This window comes from Blastochloris viridis (assembly GCF_001402875.1).
GTDB classification, from domain to species: Bacteria; Pseudomonadota; Alphaproteobacteria; order Rhizobiales; family Xanthobacteraceae; genus Blastochloris; species Blastochloris viridis.
This window is the reverse complement of the sequence record NZ_CP012946.1, coordinates 2232450-2251156: the sequence shown is the minus strand read 5'-3', so window position 1 is coordinate 2251156 and position 18707 is coordinate 2232450. Positions and strand designations below refer to the sequence as shown.

The following is an 18707-nucleotide window of genomic DNA, read 5'->3' as shown; positions in this document are numbered from 1 at the left end:
CCGCACGAAGATAAGCGGCCTGGCGCCCAAATCCAGTGAGCCGGCAGCGCCTGAGCCATCTGTCGGCTTGAGTGATGGAGATGGAGGTCGGTGCGCTCACCGGCGCCGGCTACGGCGAGAAGAGCGCCGAGCGGCTGGTCCAGCGCAACGGCTACCGTGAGCGGGACTGGGAGACGCGAGCCGGAACGGTCAAGCTCCGGATCCCGCGGCTTCGAAAGGGGAGCTACTTCCCCGGCTTTCTGGAGCCGCGGCGGATGGCGGAGAAGGCGCTCACCGCCGTCATTCAAGAGGCCTACATCCAGGGTATCTCCACCCGCTCCGTGGACGACCTGGTGAAGTCGCTCGGTATGGGCGGCATCTCGAAGAGCCAGGTGTCGCGGCTGTGCGAGGAGATCGGCGAGCGCGTGAAGGCGTTCCTGGACCGCCCGATCGAGGGGGATTGGCCCTATCTCTGGGTCGACGCGACATACGTCAAGGTGCGCCAGGCCGGGCGGATCGTCTCGGTCGCCGTGATCGTCGCCGTCGGCGTGAACACGGACGGCCGGCGCGAGGTGCTCGGCATGGACATCGGCCCGTCCGAGGCCGAGACCTTCTGGACGGCCTTTCTGAGGAAGCTCGCCCGCCGCGGTCTGCGGGGCGTCAAGCTCGTGATCTCGGACAGCCACGAGGGCATCAAGGCCGCCGCCTCCAAGGTGTTGACGGCCACGTGGCAACGCTGCCGCATGAGGAACGTACTCGCCCACGCCGGCCGCCAGGGGCGCCGCGTTGTGTCCGCCTTCATCGCCACCGCCTTTGCCCAGAACGACGCCGACAGCGCCCGCCAGCAGTGGCGCCGCGTCGCCGATCAACTCCGGCCGAAGGTCCCCAAGCTCGCCGCCCTCTTGGACGACGCCGAACCGGACGTGCTGGCCTACATGAGCTTCCCCGCCCAGCACCGCGCCAAGTTGCACTCGACGAATCCCCTCGAGCGCCTCAACGGCGAGATCAAACGTCGGACGGAGGTGGTCGGAATCTTCCCCAACGAGGCGGTCATCACCAGGCTCGTGGGTGCCATCCTCCTTGAGCAGAACGACGAATGGGCCGTGCAGCGAGCCCGCAACATGACCCTTGAGACGATCACCGCCCTCGGCGATGATCACCTCGTCGGCCTGCCGGACATGGCAGCCTGACGAGCGTCCCGGCCAAGCCGGCGACCAATGGTGACTGCTCCGGCAGATACACCACGTTCAGGGACACGATCCGGCTCCGCGCGCGGCCTTAAGGGAAACCGGGGTCCGACCACCACAAAAATATATCGGATCGCACCTGCTGTGGCACAGCCTCGCGACCGGCTTGCTGCGCAAGGGCGCCTCGCTCGACGAGATCGGCGACGTGCTGCGGCACCGCTCACGCGCAACCACGGCCTTCTACGCCCAGCGTGCCCTCCCGCAAATGCTTGCGGGCGAGCGCCACCTCGACCGCCGGCTGGCGCTCGCTGATCCAGTCGAGCGCGGCATAGTTCGCCCTCGTCGACCGAGCCGAGACCGATAACCTCGCCGAGGCTGGAGGCGGCGTTGCGCGGATCGAGCATGCGGGCGGTGGCGAGCTTGGAGGTCGCGGCGGTCAGCCGCCAGGACCATCGCGACGACGAAATCGCGATAGCGGCTGCAGGGCGACTCTGGTGAAGACGCATCGCGTTCGAGAGGGCATGCAACCGCGAGCCGTGCAATCCCGCTCTTAAGGGGATGGCATCCTGGTCCGGTTCCGGATCTTCCACGATCAACCCGCGAGGGGTCGGCGACGCAAGCGTGCCGCCGCTCTCGGCTTCGCCGCCGCGGTGATCGCGACCGGCCCCGGCCATTTGAGGGAGCCATCGAGCGGGAAGTGGCCCGCTCTCGGATGGAGCCTTCACGATGTCGAACGACCTTTCCCTCGCCCAGCACCACGCCTTCGAGCTCGCCTGCACGCTGGTGGTCCTGGTCACCGTCTTCAAGGCCGGCGGTGCATACGGCGTGCTCCCGAGCGATGAGCTCGACGACGACGACGATCTTCACATCATCCACGAGTTCGATCCCCATGATCGCGAGCCGGCTCATTGAGCCGGCCTGCCCTTCGGGGGTGCCGCTTGCGAGCGGTCCCCCGCAAGGGAAGCTACGCCGCGCTCGACGCCGGTCATTTTTTCGTCAGTTGCAATCCCGCGCCCTTGCGGGCTCCGCTCTTCGCGGCCGGGCGTGGTGGTCCCGCAATGTGTGCGGGAGAGAACCACGCATGAAAGGCTGGATGCGGCGGCACCCGGGGAGAAAACATGGCGACGAGCGAGGTCGAAAATCTGAAGACGCGGGTGTCGTGCGCTACGGTGCTGGAGAGGGCCGGATTTGCGATTGATCTGAAGGAGAACACCCGCCGTGCAGTCAAGCACCGTAGGGGCGACGACATCGTCATCATGATCCATGAAGGGAAGGGCTGGTTCGACCCTCGCTCGGAGGCAAAGGGTGATGTGCTCTCGCTCATCCGCCACCTGGATGGCGTCGCGTTCACTGACGCACTCGTCCGCGCCGCAGAACTCGTGGGCTTCGTCCCAGCGGAGCCGCGCTGGAGGCGCGCGCCGCGGGATCGGGAGTCACCTGCTCCTCTTTCCAAACGATGGCGCGCCCGCCGGACGCCCTGGCCGGGATCGGCGACCTGGCACTATTTGCATAACGAACGGTGTCTTCCGGAAATGATCCTCCGTGCGGCGATCCGGCAGGACCAGCTCCGCGAAGGCCCGCACGGCAGCATGTGGGCGGCCCATGTCGATGACGGTGGCGCTGTCACCAGATGGGAGGAGCGCGGTCCGAACTGGCGAGGATTCTCAACCGGCGGATCCAAGGTGCTGTTTCGCCTCGGGACGCTCGAGGCTTTGCGCATCTGCGTGACCGAAGCCGCGATCGACGCGATGAGCTTGGCCGCATTGGAGGGCCCGCGGGACGAAAGCCTCTATTTCAGCACCGGTGGCGGCTGGTCGCCTGCAACCGAAGCCGGGCTGCGGACGCTCGCGGCGCGTCCCGGAGCCCAGCTCATCGCTGCGACGGACGCCAACAGCCAGGGCGCGGCTTTCGCTAGCCGTCTGAGGGAGATCGCGGAAGCCGCCGGGGCCGACTGGTTCCGCCTGACGCCGACGGCCGAGGACTGGAATGAAGCCCTGAAGGAGAAGGTGTGGGCAGAAAGGCGGGAAAGGGAGGAGAGAGAGGACCTGCCGCATGCCCACCCGGCGCGTCAAGGGTGACGCTTCGCCCGGCTGCGCCGGCCCTTGACCCGCCGGGACTTCGATGCGGCCGCGGGGGAGGGGTCAGGACGGGGTGAAGATGATGGCGACATCGAGGGGATGCGCCGCGCTCCCGCCCGACGAGGCCGAAGGAGCTCGCCATGAACCTCTCCACCAATCCGATCCGTAAAGTCTATCAGGGCGTCGCCGACCGCCGGCAGATGTTCCGGCTGTTCGACCGTCACGCACAGCGCCCGAACCGGTGGCAGGCCGATGACAGCACCCTCTACCACGGCGAATGGTTCGAGATCGGCAAGGGCGAATGCACCTATATGCTCGACATCCTGCCGCCTCTGTGGATCCGGAGCGACATGTTCGCACTGTGCGAGTTCCTGACCGGCTCTATCACCAGCGTCTTCTTCACGCTGACGATCGACGGTTGCGTTAGGCAGTTTCACGCTTATTGCGATCTTGCCGACAGGACGTCGTGCGAGCGCACGCGTGAGGCGATCATGGTGCGGGAATCACGGCCGCTGAAGGCGATGACGCGCGAAGAGTGCCTTGAGCATATATGGAGCATCACCCACGATGACTATCGCGGCTATGCCTGCGAGGACTTCGCCGAGCCTCTGCGCGGCGAGCGTTTCGTTCTTTGCTATGGCCGGCGCCCCGGCGCCACGCGAAAGATCCTCGACCAGCTCACGGATGTCGAGATCTCGGCGAAGCTGCCGGTGAACTTGCGCGATCTCGCCGCGCGGCAGGTGGCCTGAGCGAGGACGCGACGAGACGCTCGCATTTCGGCGGTGGCGATGTTGTCCACGTCGATGCAACCGCGAACGAGACGTGCGTTGCCGCGTCGCTGCCGGCCACGCACGTGACGATCATGACGGGCGCCACATCCCTGTCGCCGCCCTCGATCCCGCGCTGATTCCTTCGGCGGCACCGCCGCCTTCCCCAACACGCCCGCAACCTTCGGCCCGCCGGCTTGGCCTGCGGGCCGATGGCGCGCGCCTTTACGCCAGGAGACCAACACGATGGCGAAGACCGATCCCTTCACCCTCGATCTGTTCGGTGGCACTGCTCTCTCATCCGGCCTCGGTCTCGACGCCACCGCGGTTGCCGGCGGTTTTGCCACCGACGCCGATGATGGCGAGTGCGATCCGACCATAACGGCGCCGGCCATGCTGGCGCGCGCGGCGACGCCCCGCGCAAAGCCAGCGGTTGCGCACGGCAGAAATTTTCATCTTGAGGGCGACCGCGGACTTCACCGGGGCTGGAAGGCGCGAGCCCGCGACAACGTCGCCGCCATCCGCCTCGCCGCGGACCTCGAAGCCGCCCAGCGTCCGGCGACCGCTGATGAGCAGGCACAGTTGATCCGCTTCATTGGCTTTGGCGCATCCGACCTCGCGGGCGGCATCTTTCGCCGGCCAGGCGAGGCCACTTTCCGGCCAGGTTGGGAGGAGATTGGGGCCGAGCTGTAGGAGGCCGTTTCGGAGGCAGACTGTCAATCAGCGTCGGAATGGGACCCCGGATCGGCATCCAATAGGGACCCCTTTGGCTCGCGCAGGATGCGCCGTTGGGTGACGGCGCGGAGCCGGGGGCGGAGCGTCGGCACCCAACGGCGATCGCGGCCTGTTCAGACGCGGTTCTTGAAGCGCCAGCTCTCGTTGCCTGTCTCGATGATGTCGCAGTGATGCGTCAGGCGATCGAGCAGCGCCGTGGTCATCTTGGCGTCGCCGAACACGCTCGGCGATTCACCGAAGGCAAGGTTGGTGGTGACCAGGATCGAGGTCCGTTCGTACAGCCGGCTGATCAGGTGGAACAGCAGTTGTCCGCCGGACTGGGCGAACGGCAGGTAGCCGAGTTCGTCGAGCACGATGAAGTCGAGCCGGGACAGGTAGTCCGCCATGCGCCCGGCACGACCGGCGCGCGCCTCCGTCTCCAGGCGGTTCACCAGGTCGACGACGTTGAAGAACCGGCCGCGGGCGCCATCACGGATGCAGGCCCGCGCGACGGCGATGGCCAGATGGGTCTTGCCTGTTCCCGTGCCGCCAACCAGGACGACGTTGCGCTGGTGGGCAAGGAAGCCGCCGCCGGCGAGGTCGCGGACCAAGGTCTCGTTGATCGGCGTCGCGTCGAAGGTGAAGTCGCCGATGTCCTTGGCCAGTGGCAGTTTGGCCAGCGTGATCTGGTACTTGATCGAACGGGCCTGCTTCTCGGCGATCTCGGCGGCGAGAAGATCGCCGACCACGCGCTGCGGCTCATGCGTCCGCTTGATCGCCGTGGTGATGATCTCATCGTAGGCGGCCTTCATGCCGTAGAGCTTCAGGTCGGCCATGGTGGCCAGGATCTCGGAGCGTTCCATCACAGAGCCCTCCTCAGGCTGTCGTAGCGGGCACAATCGGCAACGGGGGCATGGCGCAGTCGCAGGGCGTCCGGGGTCAGGATCGTGATCGGTGCCGCGTGCGCGCGGCGCCGGGCAAGGATGTTCAGGACGATATCGGCGGAGTGGACGCCCTCGCGTAGCGCCTCGGCACATGCCGCCTCGACCGCGACGAGCCCATCGCTCAGCACGGCGGTGAGGATGCTCACCATCTGCCGATCGCCGTCATTCGATCCGGCGAGCTTGCGGCGGATCCGCTCAAGCGCGACCGGCAACACCCAGTCCTTGAACGGTGCGCCGTTGCGCAGGGCGCCGGGTTTACGGGCCAGAACAGGGACGTAGTGCCAAGGGTCGTAGACGGTCTGATCGCGGCCGAAGCAGCGCGGATGCGTGCCGACGACGCGGCCGTCCTGGCGCAGCTCAATGCGGTCGGCATAGGCGCGGACCTCGGCCGGGCGGCCGACGGCGCTCGCCATCACGGAGTACCTGTTGTTGTCGAACCGCACCAGGCAGGTCTTGGACACCGATGCCGGAACGGCGTGGAAGCCGTCGAAGCGCCCGGCATAGGGAACCAGGCTCGGGCGCTCGGCCTCGAACGCCTCCCACACGGTGCGCTCGCAGAACTCGGGATGGCGGTGCGCCTTGGCGTGGGCGACGCACTGATCCGTAAGCCAGTCGTTCAGTTCGGCTAGGCTCTTCACCCGGACGCGCGGCGTGAAGAACCGTTCGCGGACCAGGCCGACCTGGTTCTCGACCTGGCCCTTCTCCCAGCCCGACGCAGGCGTACAGGCAACGGGATCAACCAGATAATGGCCGCACATCTGCAGGAAGCGGCGGTTATAGGCGCGCTCCTTGCCGACGAAGATCGTGTCGACCGCGGTCCTCATGTTGTCGTAGATGCCGCGAGTGCACGTCCCCTTGAAGAAGGCGAACGCCCGATCATGGGCGTCGAATACCATCTCCTGCGTCTCGCGCGGATAGGCCCGCACGAACAGCATCCGGCTGTGGCAGAGCCGAACATGCGCCACCTTCACCGTCGTCGTCGTGCCGTTGATCAGCACGATCTCGTGGCTCCAGTCGAACTGATAGGCTTCGCCCGGCGCGAACGACAGCGGCACAAAGGCTGCCGCCACGCTGGCGACGCGCTCCTGCTTCCAGGCGCCGGCATATCGACGGACGGCGTCATAGCCGCCCTCATAGCCACGGCAGCGAAGCTCCTCGAACACCCGGATCAGCGTCAGGCGCTCGCGTGACGGCTTGGCGTCGTTTGCTGCCAGCAGGTCGTCCAGCACGGCCTTGAACGGCCCGATCTTCGGCATCGGCTGAACGGACCGGTCGTACTCGAAAGACGTTGCGCCGGAGCGGATGACCTTGCGCACCACCTTGCGAGACACGCCCAGATCCCGGCAGATCGCCTTGATCGGCTTGCCCTGAACAAAGTGCGCACGGCGGATCTTGGCAGTCGTCTCCACAACCAGCATCCCAAAACGCCTCCGAGCCAACCGGAGGCACAGTGAACCCCAAAACACGGGGGTCCCGTTTGGACGCCGATCACCCCGAAAACGGGGGCCTTATTCCACGCCTAATCACATGCTGGGGCTGTCCGAGCGTCGGTTTCGGCCGCTGCGGGGACGGGCCATCGGGTTCGTTCCGCAGGACCCCGGCAACTCGCTCAACCCGGTGCGGACGATCGGCGCGCAAGCGATGGAGGCGGCCGCGCTGCTCGATGAGCCCGACAAGGCGGTTCGCCAGGAACTGGTCTTGGAGACGTTCGCCCAGGTCGGGCTCGACAATCCCAGGCGTGCCTATGACTCCTACCCGCACCAACTGTCCGGCGGCATGCTGCAGCGTGTGCTGATCGGCCTGGCAGTGCTGCCAAGGCCGCTGCTGCTGGTCGCGGACGAGCCGACATCCTCGCTCGACGTCACGATCCAGAAGCGGATTCTCGACCTGCTGTCGCGATTGCAGCACGAATTGGATATCAGCCTGCTCCTCATCACCCACGACCTGGCTATCGCCGCCGAGCGGGCGGACTTGCTGGTGGTGCTCAAGGACGGCGTCATCCAGGAGGCCGGCCGCACCGCTTCTGTCTTCTCGTCGCCGGCGTCGGCATATTCAAAGAAGCTGTACGCCGACGTCCCGGCCCTCAACCCCGACCGCTACGCCGAACGGCGCGACCCCGGTTTTCGTCACCTCCAAACCCGCGCCGGCGCGGCACCGAAGATCGAGGTCAGCGCCGTCACCAAGACCTTCACGGTCGACGGCAAGGCGCTGACGGCCGTCGACGACGTGTCGTTCACCGTCCCGGCCGGCACCACGCACGCGCTGGTCGGCGAGTCAGGCTCGGGCAAGACCACGACGATCCGGCTGCTGCTCGGATTGGAAGAACCCGACAGGGGCAACATTACGGTCGCCGGCAATCCGCTCACCGGTCGCGCGCAGGGTTCGCTGCGCGCGGCCTGGCGCCAGCTTCAACTCGTCTACCAGAACCCGTTCACCTCGCTCGATCCGACCTGGACGGTCGAGCAGTTGGTGCGCGAGCCGCTCGATCGGTTCAAGATCGGAACCCGCAAGGAGCGGACCGATCGAGTTTGCGAGGCGCTGGCCAACGTTGGGCTCGGCGAGCACCTGCTCTCCCGCAAGCCGGCAGCGCTGTCTGGCGGCCAGCGCCAGCGCGTCGCCATCGCCCGGTCACTGGTTCTCAAGCCGGACGTGATCGTGCTCGACGAGCCCACCTCTGCGCTCGACGTGACCGTCCAGGCCGACATCATCGAGGCGCTGCTCTCGCTGCAGGCCGAGTTGGGCCTGACCTATGTGTTCGTCTCCCACGACCTGGCCTTGGTGCGCCAACTCGCCCACACCATCTCGGTGATGCACCGCGGGCGCATTGTCGAACACGGGACCGTCGCCGACATCTTCGACAATCCCCGGCAGCCCTATACAAGGTCGCTGCTGGCGTCGATCCCGTCAGGTGTCGCCGGCGTCGCCCACGTGGTGCAATCTCGCCCCCGGCCGGTCGTCCCTGCCGATTGATCGAAGCAGCACGTGATGCGATTTCCGATGATACGCGCGGCCCTCGGCGATAAACAGCCATCGTCATGGCTGGGCTTGTCCCGGCCATCCACGTCTTTGATTTCAAACGCGTTTAAGACGTGGATGCCCGCAACACATGCGGGCATGACGAGTCGAGGTTCATCCGAAAAAGGTGTCTCAGCGTCTGGAATGCGGCTCTGCGGCCTGGTCCGCCGGAAACCTTATGACCATGATGCGCGTCGCGGTCACCTCACGCTCGCACGATCGAGATTGGCGCCGCGCGCAGGTACGCCCGTCGCCTCGAAGCACAGCTGCGCCAGCCGCGCAACGCCCTCGCGGATCTCCTGCTCGCTGTTGAACGCAAAGCAAAGACGGATGCGGCTTTTGCCGGCATCGGGCTCGGCTGTCCATTCGTTGCCGGGATTGTATGTGATGCCGGCGGCGGTCGCCGCTGTCTGAAACGCCCGAGAATCCGTTCCATCCGGCAGGCGAATCCAGATGAAGATGCCACCCTCCGGCTCGACGAACTCGGCGGCGGTGCCGAACTCCTCGCGTACGGCCGCGGCCATGACGTGCATCTTGCGTTCGAGGGCCGGAATCAGCCGCGCGAGATGGGCGTCGAATTCCCTCGCGAGGTATTCCGCGGCGACAATCTGGTCGAGCGCCCCCGTTCCCCCGTCGCGCTTCGACTGGGCGATCTGCTGCAGCACGTCCGCGCCCGAGACGACGTAGCCGACGCGGAGCGCCGGCGCGAGCGTCTTCGAAAGCGTGCCGACATAAACGACGCGGTCGGGGCGTAGCGCATAGAGTGCTGCAGTCCGCGTCTCGCCCCATCTGAGATCGGCATAGCAATCGTCTTCGACGATCATCAAGTCGAATTGGTCGGCAACCGCCAGCACCGCTTGTCGCCGCTCCGGCGACAGGATCGTGCCGGTCGGGTTCTGCACAGTCGGGATGGTGTAGAGAAACTTCGGCTGCACGCCGCGGGCTACGAGGTCCGTCAGCACCTGGGCCAGCGCTTCTGGCTGCAGGCCATGCTCGTCGACGGCGACGCGGGCGAGTTTCGCCTCGGCTCGGCGGAACCGGCTGATCGCCCCGTGGAACGTGAACTCCTCGACGAGCACGGTATCGCCGGGGGCAACGAACGTGGCGTTGACGAGATCGAGGCCCTGGCCGGAGCCGGAGGTCACGAGAACGTTGTCGGCGCTCGTCGCGATGTCGCGGTAGCGCGCGAGAATGTCGGCCAGCACGTGGCGCAGCGGGAGAAACCCGAGCGGTCCGTGCCCGAGCTGATACCGCGCCAGCAGTGCGCCGTGGGCACGGATCGCATGGTCGGCGGCCCGCGCCAGCGCGTCGGAGGGCACGAGCTCCGGCGCGTTGTGACCGCCATCAAACAAAAACCGCGGCCCCACCGGTGGGCTCGGGGAAACGGCTGGCAGTCCACCGACATAGCGGGACGCGAAGACCGGTGCCGGGACGGCACCGTCGGCGTTGTTGGTAACGACGCTCACCGAATTCACCCTCATGATCGCGCGCGGTCGACCCGCCTCGTGCGGTGCGCAAGCCGCAGCCTTGCAGCTACTTCCTACAAGCATGCGATTGCGTTTGTCTATAACGCTAGTAGACTAAATGAGCGCGAGGCAACTGCGGGGTTTGGCGACGCGATCAGCGAGAGCTGCCTTCCCTGGAATACGCAAAACGCCAGCCCCGCCCGCCGACCGCGGTCGACCGCACTGGGCGAACCTTGGAGAGAGACATCATGGCTCAGTCGCTGCCATCCTTGCCCGCGGCGGGCTCGATCGACAATCGGGGACGCCGGCCATGCCCTTGACGGGAGCGGCCACCGCGGACCGGAGGCGGGTCGACGGGTTGATCGAGGAGGTCGTCCGTGTTGTCGGAGCGCGCCATGTTCTTGTCGGCGAAGACCTCGTTCCGTTCCTTACCGACCAGACCGGAATGCTCCGCGGCCGAGCTGTTGCATGTGTGCGCCCGGGCAGAACCGGCGAGGTCGCGGACGTCGTCCGTCTGGCCACCCGACACTCCGTTCCCATCGTGCCGCAGGGCGGCAACACCGGCCTGTGCGGCGGTGCAACGCCGGATGGCGGCGGGCGGGCGCTCGTCCTGTCGCTGCAGCGCCTGAACCGCATACGCAGCATCGACCGCGAAAACGACAGCATCGTCGTCGAGGCGGGCTGCCGACAGGAGACGGTGCATGAGGCGGTGCGCGCAGCCGGCAGGCTGTTCCCCTTGAGCCTGCCCTCGCGCGGCACCTGCACGATCGGCGGCAACCTCGCGACGAACGCCGGCGGCGTTCAGGTGCTGCGCTATGGAACGGCCCGTCAACTCACCCTCGGCATCGAGGTGGTGACCGCGGACGGCGAGATTTGGGACGGGCTCAGGGACCTGCGGAAGGACAACACCGGTTACGACTTGCGCGACCTCTACATCGGCAGTGAAGGTACGCTCGGGATCATCACGGCGGCGAGCCTGCGCCTCTTCCCGCTTCCCCGCCAGGAGGAGACCGCCTTCGCGGCGCTGCCGTCGATCGAGGCGGCGCTCGCGTTCTTAGGTCTCGCCCGTGCACGGCTCGGCGAACTGCTGACGAGCTTCGAGCTGATCGCCGCCACGAGCCTCGCGCTCGTCGCACGGCACCTGCCCGAGATGCCCTTGCCATATGGAGCGGCGAGCTTCACCGCGCCTTGGCACGTCCTGGTGCAGGCCTCCGGTGATGCGAACGTTGCTGAGCGGCTGGAGGCGACCCTCGCCGAGGGCCTTCAGGCCGGCCACCTCATCGACGCCGTCGTCGCAAGGAGCCTCGCCCAGGCCCGCGAGCTGTGGACCGTCCGCGAAGGCGGTCTCGGCGAGGCCATGCGTCGAGCAGGCGGCGCCATCGGCCACGACGTTTCGATCACCGTGTCGCGGATTCCGAAATTCCTGAGCGATGCCGAGGCGCGGCTGCGGGAGCAATGGCCGGACGTGCTGATCGCCGTGCACGGCCATCTCGGCGATGGCAATCTCCACTACAATGTGCTGCTGCCTCCGCAGCAGCGCACCGCGGACGCGGCGCAGCGGGTCCATCGGATGGTCTATGACAGTGTCGCCGAACTCGCTGGATCGTTTTCCGCCGAGCACGGCATCGGCCAGATCAAGACGGACGAGCTTCGTCGCTACAAGAGTTCGGTCGAGTTGGGGCTGATGCGTGCGATCAAGATGGCCCTGGATCCCAAGGGCCTGATGAACCCTGGCAAGGTGTTGATATAACGGATGACTTCGCAAATTTATGTCGAGCTGGGGTCCAATCTTGACCCTTGCTGCGGGGCGGGGGCCACGAGCGCGCCTTGCCGGGGCACCGCAGCGGGCGGCTTGCGAGGGTCAGCGCGGTAGCTGAAGTGGCAGCATCGAGCACGTGTTTCTTTTGCAGCAAGCTGCAACTTTGGTTTGGCGTTTCATTGCGCGCGAGGAACGCGTCTCTATGATCTGACGATCAACCGTCCTAACCGCGCCTCCCTCGGAGGAGGACCAAGTGGTCATCTCGAGCCATTGAGGATCGTTTGAAATGAAACGTCTGCTATCCCTTGTTCTCGGAATTGCCCTCTTCGCGGCACCGGCCTCTGCCGATCAGAGGATCAAGGTTGGGATTTCCGGCGGTGACGCCGAGATCGTGTGGTCGAAGGTCAAGGAGATCGCCGCCAAGGACGGACTCGATGTGACCGTGGTGGTCTTCAATGACTATCTTCTGCCGAATGCCGCGCTCGATGCCGGGGACCTCGACGCCAACGCCTTCCAGCACAAGCCGTTTCTCGACAACCAGATCAAGATGAGGGGCTACAAGATCGTTCCCGTTGCGGAGACGATCGTCTCTCCGATCGGGCTCTATTCCATTCGGGCGAAATCGCTCGGCGAGATCCGGGATGGGGCTTCGATCGGCATCCCGAATGACCCCTCCAATGGGGGGCGGGCGCTCCTGCTCCTGCAGGCCGAGAAGCTGATCAAGATCAAGGACGGTGTGGGCCTCTTGCCGAGCGTGCTGGACGTCATCGACAATCCTAAGAAACTACAATTTCGCGAGATCGACGCAGCCCAACTTCCGCGGAGTCTCGAGGATCTGGATGCCGCGGTGATCAACACCAACTACGCGCTCCCGGCGGGATTGATTCCGGGCAGAGATTCCATTGCAATCGAATCCTCCATCAACAATCCCTACAACAATTTCATCGCCGTCCGCGAGCGCGACAAGGATGCCAGCTGGGTTCCCAAGTTGGTGCGCGCATTTCAGAATGAGAGCATCCGCCAACTCATCAAGGAAAAGTTGCCGGGTCAGCTTCCGGCTTTTTGAGCAGGACAGAGGGCAGCTGTTCGATGGCGTGATGAGAGAAAATTCGCGTGACGCAAAATAGTCGGGCAAAAGGCGCCGTTCGCGCGAACGATCGCGGTGAACCCGTGATTAGGTCAATCTGACTCTAGCGTCCGGCCCAAAAAGAGGACCGGACCGTGACGCGATCGAGGTTCACGGAAGAACAGATCATGCCGCGGCGCGCCGATCAAAGATCGCCGTTTATGTTCGCACGGATGACTCAGCTCGACGGGCACCCGGACCAAAGTGGGTTTGGTCGGAGAAGAGGTCCTCAGATCACGTCGGGGTCGAGGAAGATCGGCGAGCCGTCCGAGAAGCGGGTGAGGCGGAACGGGGCTGGGTCGACCACCGGATCCGTGTCGCGCACCATGTCGGCGGCGAGCCGCCCGGCTCCCGGCCCGATGCCGAAGCCGTGGCCGCTGAAGCCGGTGGCGATAGTCAGGCCGGCGAGGCTGTCAGCCTTGGCGATCACCGGCACGATGTCCGGTGTGGTGTCGATGCGGCCGGCCCACGCCTCGGCCACCTCGACGCCAGCGAAGTCCGGACGAATGCGCTTCAGTCGCGCGATGGCGGTGTCGACGATGGCGGTGTCGGGCGCGGGGTCGTAAATGCGGGTCTCCTCGAACGGCGACACGTTGTCGAGCGGACGCGGCCACTGGCGCCACAGGTCGGCGAAGAACGTCCAGCCGAAGCGCAGCTTGGTCGAGCCGAACTCGCGCCGCAGGACCGGGATGAACTTCGGCAGGAAGCGGACGCCGTCGAGCACGATGTCGAACGCCTCGCCGCTGCGCAGCGTCAGGGTGTAGCCGCCATCGAGCCGGCGCCTGAGGCACAGATCCTGCGACATCAGCGTGCCAGGAATGGCCTCGGGCGCGCGGGTGGTGCGGATCACCGTCGAGCGCACGTTGAGCTGCGGCAGCGAGATGCCGTGGCGGCGCAGGAACAGCGACGACCATGCTCCCGCGGCGACAAGTACGGCGCGGGTGGCGATGCGGCCGCGCTCGGTCACCACGGCGGTGATGGCGCTGCCCTTGGTCTCAAGGCCGCGCGCGGCGGTGTTCTGGTGGAAGGTGGCGCCCGCCGCGCGCGCCAGCTCGGCGATGGCGGGAACCGCAACAGACGGCTCGGCGCGGCCGTCGGTCGGGGTGTGGATGCCGCCGATCCATGGCGCGCTGCCGCTGGGTGCCGCGGAATTGGCGTCGTCGGCGGTGAGCTCCACCACCTCGATGCCGGCGGCCCGGCCGCGCACCGCCCAGCGCCGCCAGCGGTCGAGCTCGGCTTCGGTGCGGGTGACGCTGATCAGGCCGGTACGGCGGAAGCCGAGGTCGATGTTAAGGTCGGCCTTCGCTTGCGCCTGCAGGCGGTCCCAGTTAGCGAGGCTCTCGACGATCAGCGGCAGCTCGCGGCGGTCGCGGCCCTGCTGGCGCACCCAGCCCCAGTTGCGGCTCGACTGCTCGGCGGCGACGCGGCCCTTCTCGACTACGGCGACCTTGAGACCGGCGCGCGCCAGCTCCAGCGCGGCGGTGACGCCGATGATTCCGGCGCCGATGATGACCACGTCGGCGGAGGCGGGCGGTGTGTCGTCGGAGGTGAAAGGAGCGAGGGGATGCGGCATGGTGCGGGTCCGGTGTCGGGTGTTGGGATGACGTATCAGACTTGTACGGGGATCGGCTCCAGCCACAGCCGGGCCTTGATCCCGCCGAAGCCGCCGACGGCAGGACCGGGGTCGGTGCATTGCGCGCCGGAAAGGGTGAGGGCGATCTCGCCGTCGCGGGCAAAGCGATCGAAGGCGACGGCGACGCGCTGCACCAGCATGCTGACCAGGAAGATGCACAACGGGCCGGTGGTCTGCGCCGGGTCGATGCGCGCGCCCTGGATGACGTAGCGCTCGCCAACCTCGACCCCCGCCATGCAGCGCGAGACCTCCACGATCTCCGCCACCACCTGATAGCGGGCGCAGTTGTCGAAGAAGGTCTTTGAGCCGGCGAGCAGGGTCTCGACCTCGGCATTGTCGGCGGCCGGGGTGTCGGCGCGGAAGCGGACAGGGATGGTTTCGCCGAAGAAGCGTTCGGCCTCGTCGCGGGTCATCGCCACACCTCGCCGAACAGTCGTAGCCAGTTGTCGCCCAGCACGCGGCGGATGCGGGTCTCCGTCCAGCCGCGCCGCTCCATCGCCGCCGTGAGGTTGGGGTACTGCTCGATGCGGCCGAACTCCTTGGGGTTGACCACATTGCCGATCTCCAGCAGTGCGTGGCCGGTGCCCTTGTAGCGGGTGAAATAGCGCAGGCCCTCTTCGTCGATGTCCTGGGTGAAGTCGGTGCCGATCGCCACCTGCTCCTCGCCGGCAAGGCCGATGACGTGCTCGATGGCGTCGAGATAATCGTCGAGCGTGGAGTCATTGCCGCGCGGCATGAACGGCGGAAACATGGTGACGCCGATGACGCCGCCGCGCTCGGCGATGGCACGCAAATCCTCGTCGGTCTTGTTGCGCGGGTGGTCGCGCAACGCCTTCGGCGCGCAATGGGTGTAGGCCACCGGCTGCTTCGAGACGCGAATGGCGTCGCGCGCGGTGCGCGAGCCGACGTGGCTGAGGTCGATCAGGATGCCGGCGCGGTTGAGCTCGGCGACTAACTCGTGGCCCCAGCTCGACAGCCCGGCATCAAAGGCTTCCAGGCAGCCGGAACCCGCGGCATTGGCGGTGTGATAGGTGAGTTGCACCACCCGCAGGCCCAGTTCGTGGAACACCGGCACGAAGCTTGGCTCCTCGTCGAAGCCGGCCGAATTCTGCCAGCCGAGAATGACGCCGACCCGGCCCTCACGCTTGGCCCGCGCGATGTCGTCCAAGCTGTAAACCTGCAGCAGGAGATCATCGTTCTTGGTGAGCCAGCGCTTCCAGGTGGCGAGGTGGCGGAACGCGCCGTCGAAGCCCTCCCACACCGCGCAGGTGCAATTGGCGGCGGTGAGGCCGCCGGCGTGCATCGCCTCGAACAGCGACCGGCTCCATTTGGAGACGATAAGCCCATCAATCACGGTGGCTTGGCGGTGCAGGCGCGCGGGCATCGAACTCTCCAAAACGCATGTCGATTGGATTTGACAATGTCTATCGATTTTATAGTCTAGTGGCAATCGCCTCATTTTCGGAATATCCAGCGCCTTCAACCAAGGGTTATTGCGCGCGCAAATGGAAGTATCCAAAGACTAGAATGGTCCTTCAACAAACCATTAACGGCCTAATTACCGGCTCAACCTACGCGCTATTTGCGCTGGGGTTCACGCTGGTGTTCGGCGTGTTGCGAATTCTCAACCTGGCCCACGGCGCGGTGTTCATGGCCGGCGCCTTCGTCGGCCTCTATGCCGTCACCTGGGCGGGGTTGCCGCTGCCTCTAGCGTTCGGCGTCGCGGTTCTGGTCGGCGGTTTGATCGGTGTGGTCGTCGACTGGGTGGCGTTCCGGCCGCTGCGCCGCCAGAACGCCGCGGAGTTCATCGCCATCGTCTCCAGCCTCGGCGTCGCCCAGATGCTGATGAGCGTGGCGCAGGGCGTCTCCAACACTCTGATCCTGCGCTACCCGTTCGGCACCTTCCCGGTGGTGTTCTTTGAGGTGTTCGGCCTGCGCATCTCGCTGCTGCAGATCACCATCGTGGCGCTGGTGGCGCTGCTGGTGACGAGCCTCCTGGCGTTTCTCTACGCTACCCCGTTCGGCCGGCAGATTCGCGCGGTGGCGGTGTCGGCGCGCACCGCCTCGCTGCTCGGGGTGCGGCCCGACGTGGTCTATGCCCAGACCTTCTTTCTGTCCGGAGCATTGGCGGCGGCCACCGGCGTCATCATCGGCATCGCCTTCAACTCCGTCCACTTCCTGATGGGCGAGCCGTTCCTGCTGAAGGCGTTCGTGGTGGTGGTGCTGGGCGGGCTCGGCAGCGTCAGCGGCGCGGTGGTCGCGGCGCTGCTGCTCGGCCTCGTGCAATCGCTCACCGTGGCCTACCTGTCGTCGGCGCTGTCGGACGCCATCATCTACAGCCTGCTGTTCGCCGCCCTGCTGGTCCGCCCCGGCGGCCTGTTCGGCACCTCCAGCGCCGAGATGCGGGTGGTGCGGCAATGAGCGGGATGCTCGCCGGCTATGCCGGCCTCCTGGCGCTGGTGCTGGTCAATGCCGTCCTGGCTTACAGCCAATATCTGGTGCTGCGCGCCGGCGTGTTCTCGCTGGCGACGGCGGGGATCGCCTCGCTCGGCGCGTATGCCGCCGCCATCCTGGCGGTGCGCTGGCAGGTGCCGGGTGCGCTGGCCTTGATCGCCGCGGGCGGCGTCGGGCTGATTGCCGGCGTCGTGCTGTCGCTGCCGCTGGCGCGGCTGCGCGGGGTGTTTCAGGCGATTGCCACGCTGGCCTTCGTGCAGATCGTGCTGTCGCTGGCGCTCTATGCCGAGCCGCTCACCGGCGGCGCCATGGGCTTCAACGCCATTCCGCGACTGGTCGATCTGCCCGGCGTGGCAGCGACGTTCGCCATTGTGCTGTTTGTCGTGATCGCGGTGTCGCGCTCGCGCATCGGCCGCGCCTTCGACACCATCCGCCAGGACGAGACGGTGGCAGTGTCGCTCGGCATCGCGGTGGTCGAGTGGCACCGGCTGGCGTTCGCGCTGTCGGGGCTGATCGCCGGTCTCGGCGGCGGCTTGATGGCCTGCCGCAACTATTCCCTGGTGCCGGAGGATTTCGGCTTCCCGCTGCTGATGGCGGTGCTGACCCAGGTAGTGCTGGGCGGGCGCATCGCCGTTGCCGGCCCGCTAGTCGGCGCGGCGGTGCTGACGCTGCTGCCGGAGGTAGCGCGTCCGCTCGCCGACTACCGCATGGCGGTGAACGGCGCGTTATTGGTGCTGGTGGCGGTGTGTTGGCCGCACGGCATCGTCGACACCGTGGCGTTTCATCTGCGCGACCGCGCCCTCAGGGTCCGGGAGGCCGTGCGGCCATGAGCCTGCTTGTTCTCGATGGCGTCTCCAAATCGTTCGGCGGGCTCAAGGCCGTCGACGAGGTGTCGTTCGGCGTCGAAGCCGGCCGCATCACCGGGCTGATCGGCCCCAACGGCGCCGGCAAGACCACGCTGGTCAATCTGATCAGCGGCCTCGCTTTGCCAAGCGCCGGGCGCATCACTTTTGATGGCCGCGACATCACCACCATCGAGCCGCATCGGGTGGCGCGCGCCGGCATCGCCCGCACCTTCCAGACCATTCGCCTGCTGCCGGAGGCCAGCGTGCTGGCCAATGTGGCGATCGGCTTCCACCGCCACGAGCAAAGCTCGCTCGTTGCCTCGCTGCTGCTGGCGCCATCGGCATGGCGCGAGACTGCAAGGTTCGAGGCGGCGGCACTGGCGCTGCTCGACCGCTTCGGCATGCGCCGCTTCGCCGACCTGCCCGCCGGCCGGCTGTCCTACGGCCACCAGCGCCGGGTCGAGATGATGCGCGCGCTCGCCACCGCGCCGCGCCTGTTGCTGCTGGATGAGCCGGTGGCCGGCATGAACGACGCTGAGGCGGAAAGCCTGGGCGAGATGTTCCGCGGCCTCGCCGACGATGGTCGGGCGATCCTGCTCATCGAGCACAACATCGGATTTGTGCTGTCGCTCTCCGACGAACTGCATGCGCTCGACGCCGGCAAGCTGATCGCCTCCGGCGCACCTTGCGCGGTGCGCAGCCATCCCGCGGTGGTCGCCGCCTATCTCGGAGCGTGACGC

General features: G+C 66.6%; 14 protein-coding genes and 4 pseudogenes. 12 read left to right on the top strand and 6 right to left on the bottom strand.

Annotation, left to right across the window (positions count from 1 at the left end):
• Window positions 1–71 precede the first annotated feature (71 nt).
• From BVIR_RS09945 to BVIR_RS09925, 6 genes and pseudogenes are all read left to right on the top strand, one after another.
• Window positions 72–1169 (top strand): annotated as a pseudogene (locus BVIR_RS09945) (IS256 family transposase); the annotation flags it as partial.
• A gap of 34 nt (window positions 1170–1203) precedes the next feature.
• The gene (locus tag BVIR_RS16430; protein ID WP_082416939.1) at window positions 1204–1530 is read left to right on the top strand and encodes a tyrosine-type recombinase/integrase; all 327 of its coding nucleotides are present in this window, start codon (window positions 1204–1206) and stop codon (window positions 1528–1530) included.
• 362 nt (window positions 1531–1892) lie between these two features.
• Window positions 1893–2078 carry a hypothetical protein gene (locus BVIR_RS09940; protein ID WP_055037528.1) on the top strand — a complete coding sequence of 62 codons (186 nt, stop codon included), beginning with the start codon at window positions 1893–1895 and terminating at the stop codon, window positions 2076–2078.
• 206 nt (window positions 2079–2284) lie between these two features.
• Entirely contained in the window at window positions 2285–3244 is a 960-nt protein-coding gene (locus tag BVIR_RS09935) for a DUF3991 and toprim domain-containing protein (protein ID WP_055037527.1), read from the top strand.
• 140 nt (window positions 3245–3384) lie between these two features.
• Window positions 3385–3993: a DUF1419 domain-containing protein gene (locus BVIR_RS09930; RefSeq protein WP_055037526.1), complete on the top strand. Its 609-nt coding sequence runs from the start codon at window positions 3385–3387 to the stop codon at window positions 3991–3993.
• A 264-nt stretch (window positions 3994–4257) separates the two neighbouring features.
• A pseudogene (locus BVIR_RS09925) lies at window positions 4258–4701 on the top strand (class I SAM-dependent methyltransferase); the annotation flags it as partial.
• A 158-nt stretch (window positions 4702–4859) separates the two neighbouring features.
• Here the strand turns inward: BVIR_RS09925 and istB are convergent.
• Entirely contained in the window at window positions 4860–5588 is a 729-nt protein-coding gene (istB, locus tag BVIR_RS09920) for an IS21-like element helper ATPase IstB (protein WP_055037524.1), read from the bottom strand.
• Window positions 5518–7087: pseudogene (gene istA / locus BVIR_RS09915) on the bottom strand (IS21 family transposase). The gene istB and the pseudogene istA overlap by 71 nt, the downstream one beginning before the upstream one ends.
• Before the next feature lie 109 nt (window positions 7088–7196).
• On the opposite strand from istA, the pseudogene BVIR_RS09910 reads away from it, so the two are divergent.
• Window positions 7197–8639: pseudogene (locus BVIR_RS09910) on the top strand (ATP-binding cassette domain-containing protein); the annotation flags it as partial.
• A 245-nt stretch (window positions 8640–8884) separates the two neighbouring features.
• Here BVIR_RS09910 and BVIR_RS09905 read toward each other — a convergent pair.
• A complete protein-coding gene (locus BVIR_RS09905; RefSeq protein WP_169788600.1) occupies window positions 8885–10150 on the bottom strand; it encodes an aminotransferase-like domain-containing protein in 1266 nt (421 codons plus the stop codon).
• 310 nt (window positions 10151–10460) lie between these two features.
• Between BVIR_RS09905 and BVIR_RS09900 the strand changes: the two genes are divergently transcribed.
• Window positions 10461–11900 (top strand): FAD-binding oxidoreductase, encoded by a 1440-nt coding sequence (locus BVIR_RS09900; RefSeq protein ID WP_055037521.1) that lies wholly within the window; start codon window positions 10461–10463, stop codon window positions 11898–11900.
• Window positions 11901–12195: 295 nt separating this feature from the next.
• Window positions 12196–12975 (top strand): MetQ/NlpA family ABC transporter substrate-binding protein, encoded by a 780-nt coding sequence (locus BVIR_RS09895; RefSeq protein ID WP_055037520.1) that lies wholly within the window; start codon window positions 12196–12198, stop codon window positions 12973–12975.
• A gap of 289 nt (window positions 12976–13264) precedes the next feature.
• Here the strand turns inward: BVIR_RS09895 and BVIR_RS09890 are convergent, their stop codons facing one another.
• The 3 genes from BVIR_RS09890 to BVIR_RS09880 are packed head-to-tail and all read right to left on the bottom strand — an operon-like array spanning window position 13265 to window position 16052.
• On the bottom strand, window positions 13265–14608 hold the full coding sequence (locus tag BVIR_RS09890; protein ID WP_055037519.1) for an NAD(P)/FAD-dependent oxidoreductase: 1344 nt from the start codon (window positions 14606–14608) through the stop codon (window positions 13265–13267).
• 35 nt (window positions 14609–14643) lie between these two features.
• On the bottom strand, window positions 14644–15081 hold the full coding sequence (locus tag BVIR_RS09885) for a hypothetical protein (RefSeq protein ID WP_055037518.1): 438 nt from the start codon (window positions 15079–15081) through the stop codon (window positions 14644–14646).
• Window positions 15078–16052, bottom strand: coding sequence for a dipeptidase (locus tag BVIR_RS09880; RefSeq protein ID WP_055037517.1), 975 nt, complete (start codon window positions 16050–16052; stop codon window positions 15078–15080). Before BVIR_RS09880 ends, BVIR_RS09885 begins: the two co-directional genes overlap by 4 nt.
• A gap of 143 nt (window positions 16053–16195) precedes the next feature.
• Between BVIR_RS09880 and BVIR_RS09875 the strand changes: the two genes are divergently transcribed.
• From BVIR_RS09875 to BVIR_RS09865, 3 genes are read left to right on the top strand one after another with little or no spacing between them, the layout of a single operon-like run.
• Window positions 16196–17089, top strand: coding sequence for a branched-chain amino acid ABC transporter permease (locus BVIR_RS09875; protein WP_055037516.1), 894 nt, complete (start codon window positions 16196–16198; stop codon window positions 17087–17089).
• The gene (locus BVIR_RS09870) at window positions 17086–17952 is read left to right on the top strand and encodes a branched-chain amino acid ABC transporter permease (RefSeq protein ID WP_055037515.1); all 867 of its coding nucleotides are present in this window, start codon (window positions 17086–17088) and stop codon (window positions 17950–17952) included. The genes BVIR_RS09875 and BVIR_RS09870 overlap by 4 nt, the downstream gene beginning before the upstream one ends.
• A complete protein-coding gene (locus tag BVIR_RS09865) occupies window positions 17949–18704 on the top strand; it encodes an ABC transporter ATP-binding protein (protein WP_055037514.1) in 756 nt (251 codons plus the stop codon). The genes BVIR_RS09870 and BVIR_RS09865 overlap by 4 nt, the downstream gene beginning before the upstream one ends.
• Window positions 18705–18707: the final 3 nt, after the last annotated feature.

Excerpts from the sequence above, each read along its gene's own strand:
- BVIR_RS09870 (WP_055037515.1), top strand. The coding sequence starts at position 17,086 with ATGAGCGGGATGCTCGCCGGCTATGCCGGCCTCCTGGCGCTGGTGCTG.
- BVIR_RS09880 (WP_055037517.1), bottom strand. The coding sequence starts at position 16,052 with ATGCCCGCGCGCCTGCACCGCCAAGCCACCGTGATTGATGGGCTTATC.
- BVIR_RS09875 (WP_055037516.1), top strand. The coding sequence starts at position 16,196 with ATGGTCCTTCAACAAACCATTAACGGCCTAATTACCGGCTCAACCTAC.
- BVIR_RS09940 (WP_055037528.1), top strand. The coding sequence starts at position 1,893 with ATGTCGAACGACCTTTCCCTCGCCCAGCACCACGCCTTCGAGCTCGCC.
- BVIR_RS09935 (WP_055037527.1), top strand. The coding sequence starts at position 2,285 with ATGGCGACGAGCGAGGTCGAAAATCTGAAGACGCGGGTGTCGTGCGCT.
- BVIR_RS09900 (WP_055037521.1), top strand. The coding sequence starts at position 10,461 with ATGCCCTTGACGGGAGCGGCCACCGCGGACCGGAGGCGGGTCGACGGG.
- BVIR_RS09895 (WP_055037520.1), top strand. The coding sequence starts at position 12,196 with ATGAAACGTCTGCTATCCCTTGTTCTCGGAATTGCCCTCTTCGCGGCA.
- BVIR_RS09930 (WP_055037526.1), top strand. The coding sequence starts at position 3,385 with ATGAACCTCTCCACCAATCCGATCCGTAAAGTCTATCAGGGCGTCGCC.
- istB (WP_055037524.1), bottom strand. The coding sequence starts at position 5,588 with ATGGAACGCTCCGAGATCCTGGCCACCATGGCCGACCTGAAGCTCTAC.
- BVIR_RS09885 (WP_055037518.1), bottom strand. The coding sequence starts at position 15,081 with ATGACCCGCGACGAGGCCGAACGCTTCTTCGGCGAAACCATCCCTGTC.
- BVIR_RS09890 (WP_055037519.1), bottom strand. The coding sequence starts at position 14,608 with ATGCCGCATCCCCTCGCTCCTTTCACCTCCGACGACACACCGCCCGCC.
- BVIR_RS09865 (WP_055037514.1), top strand. The coding sequence starts at position 17,949 with ATGAGCCTGCTTGTTCTCGATGGCGTCTCCAAATCGTTCGGCGGGCTC.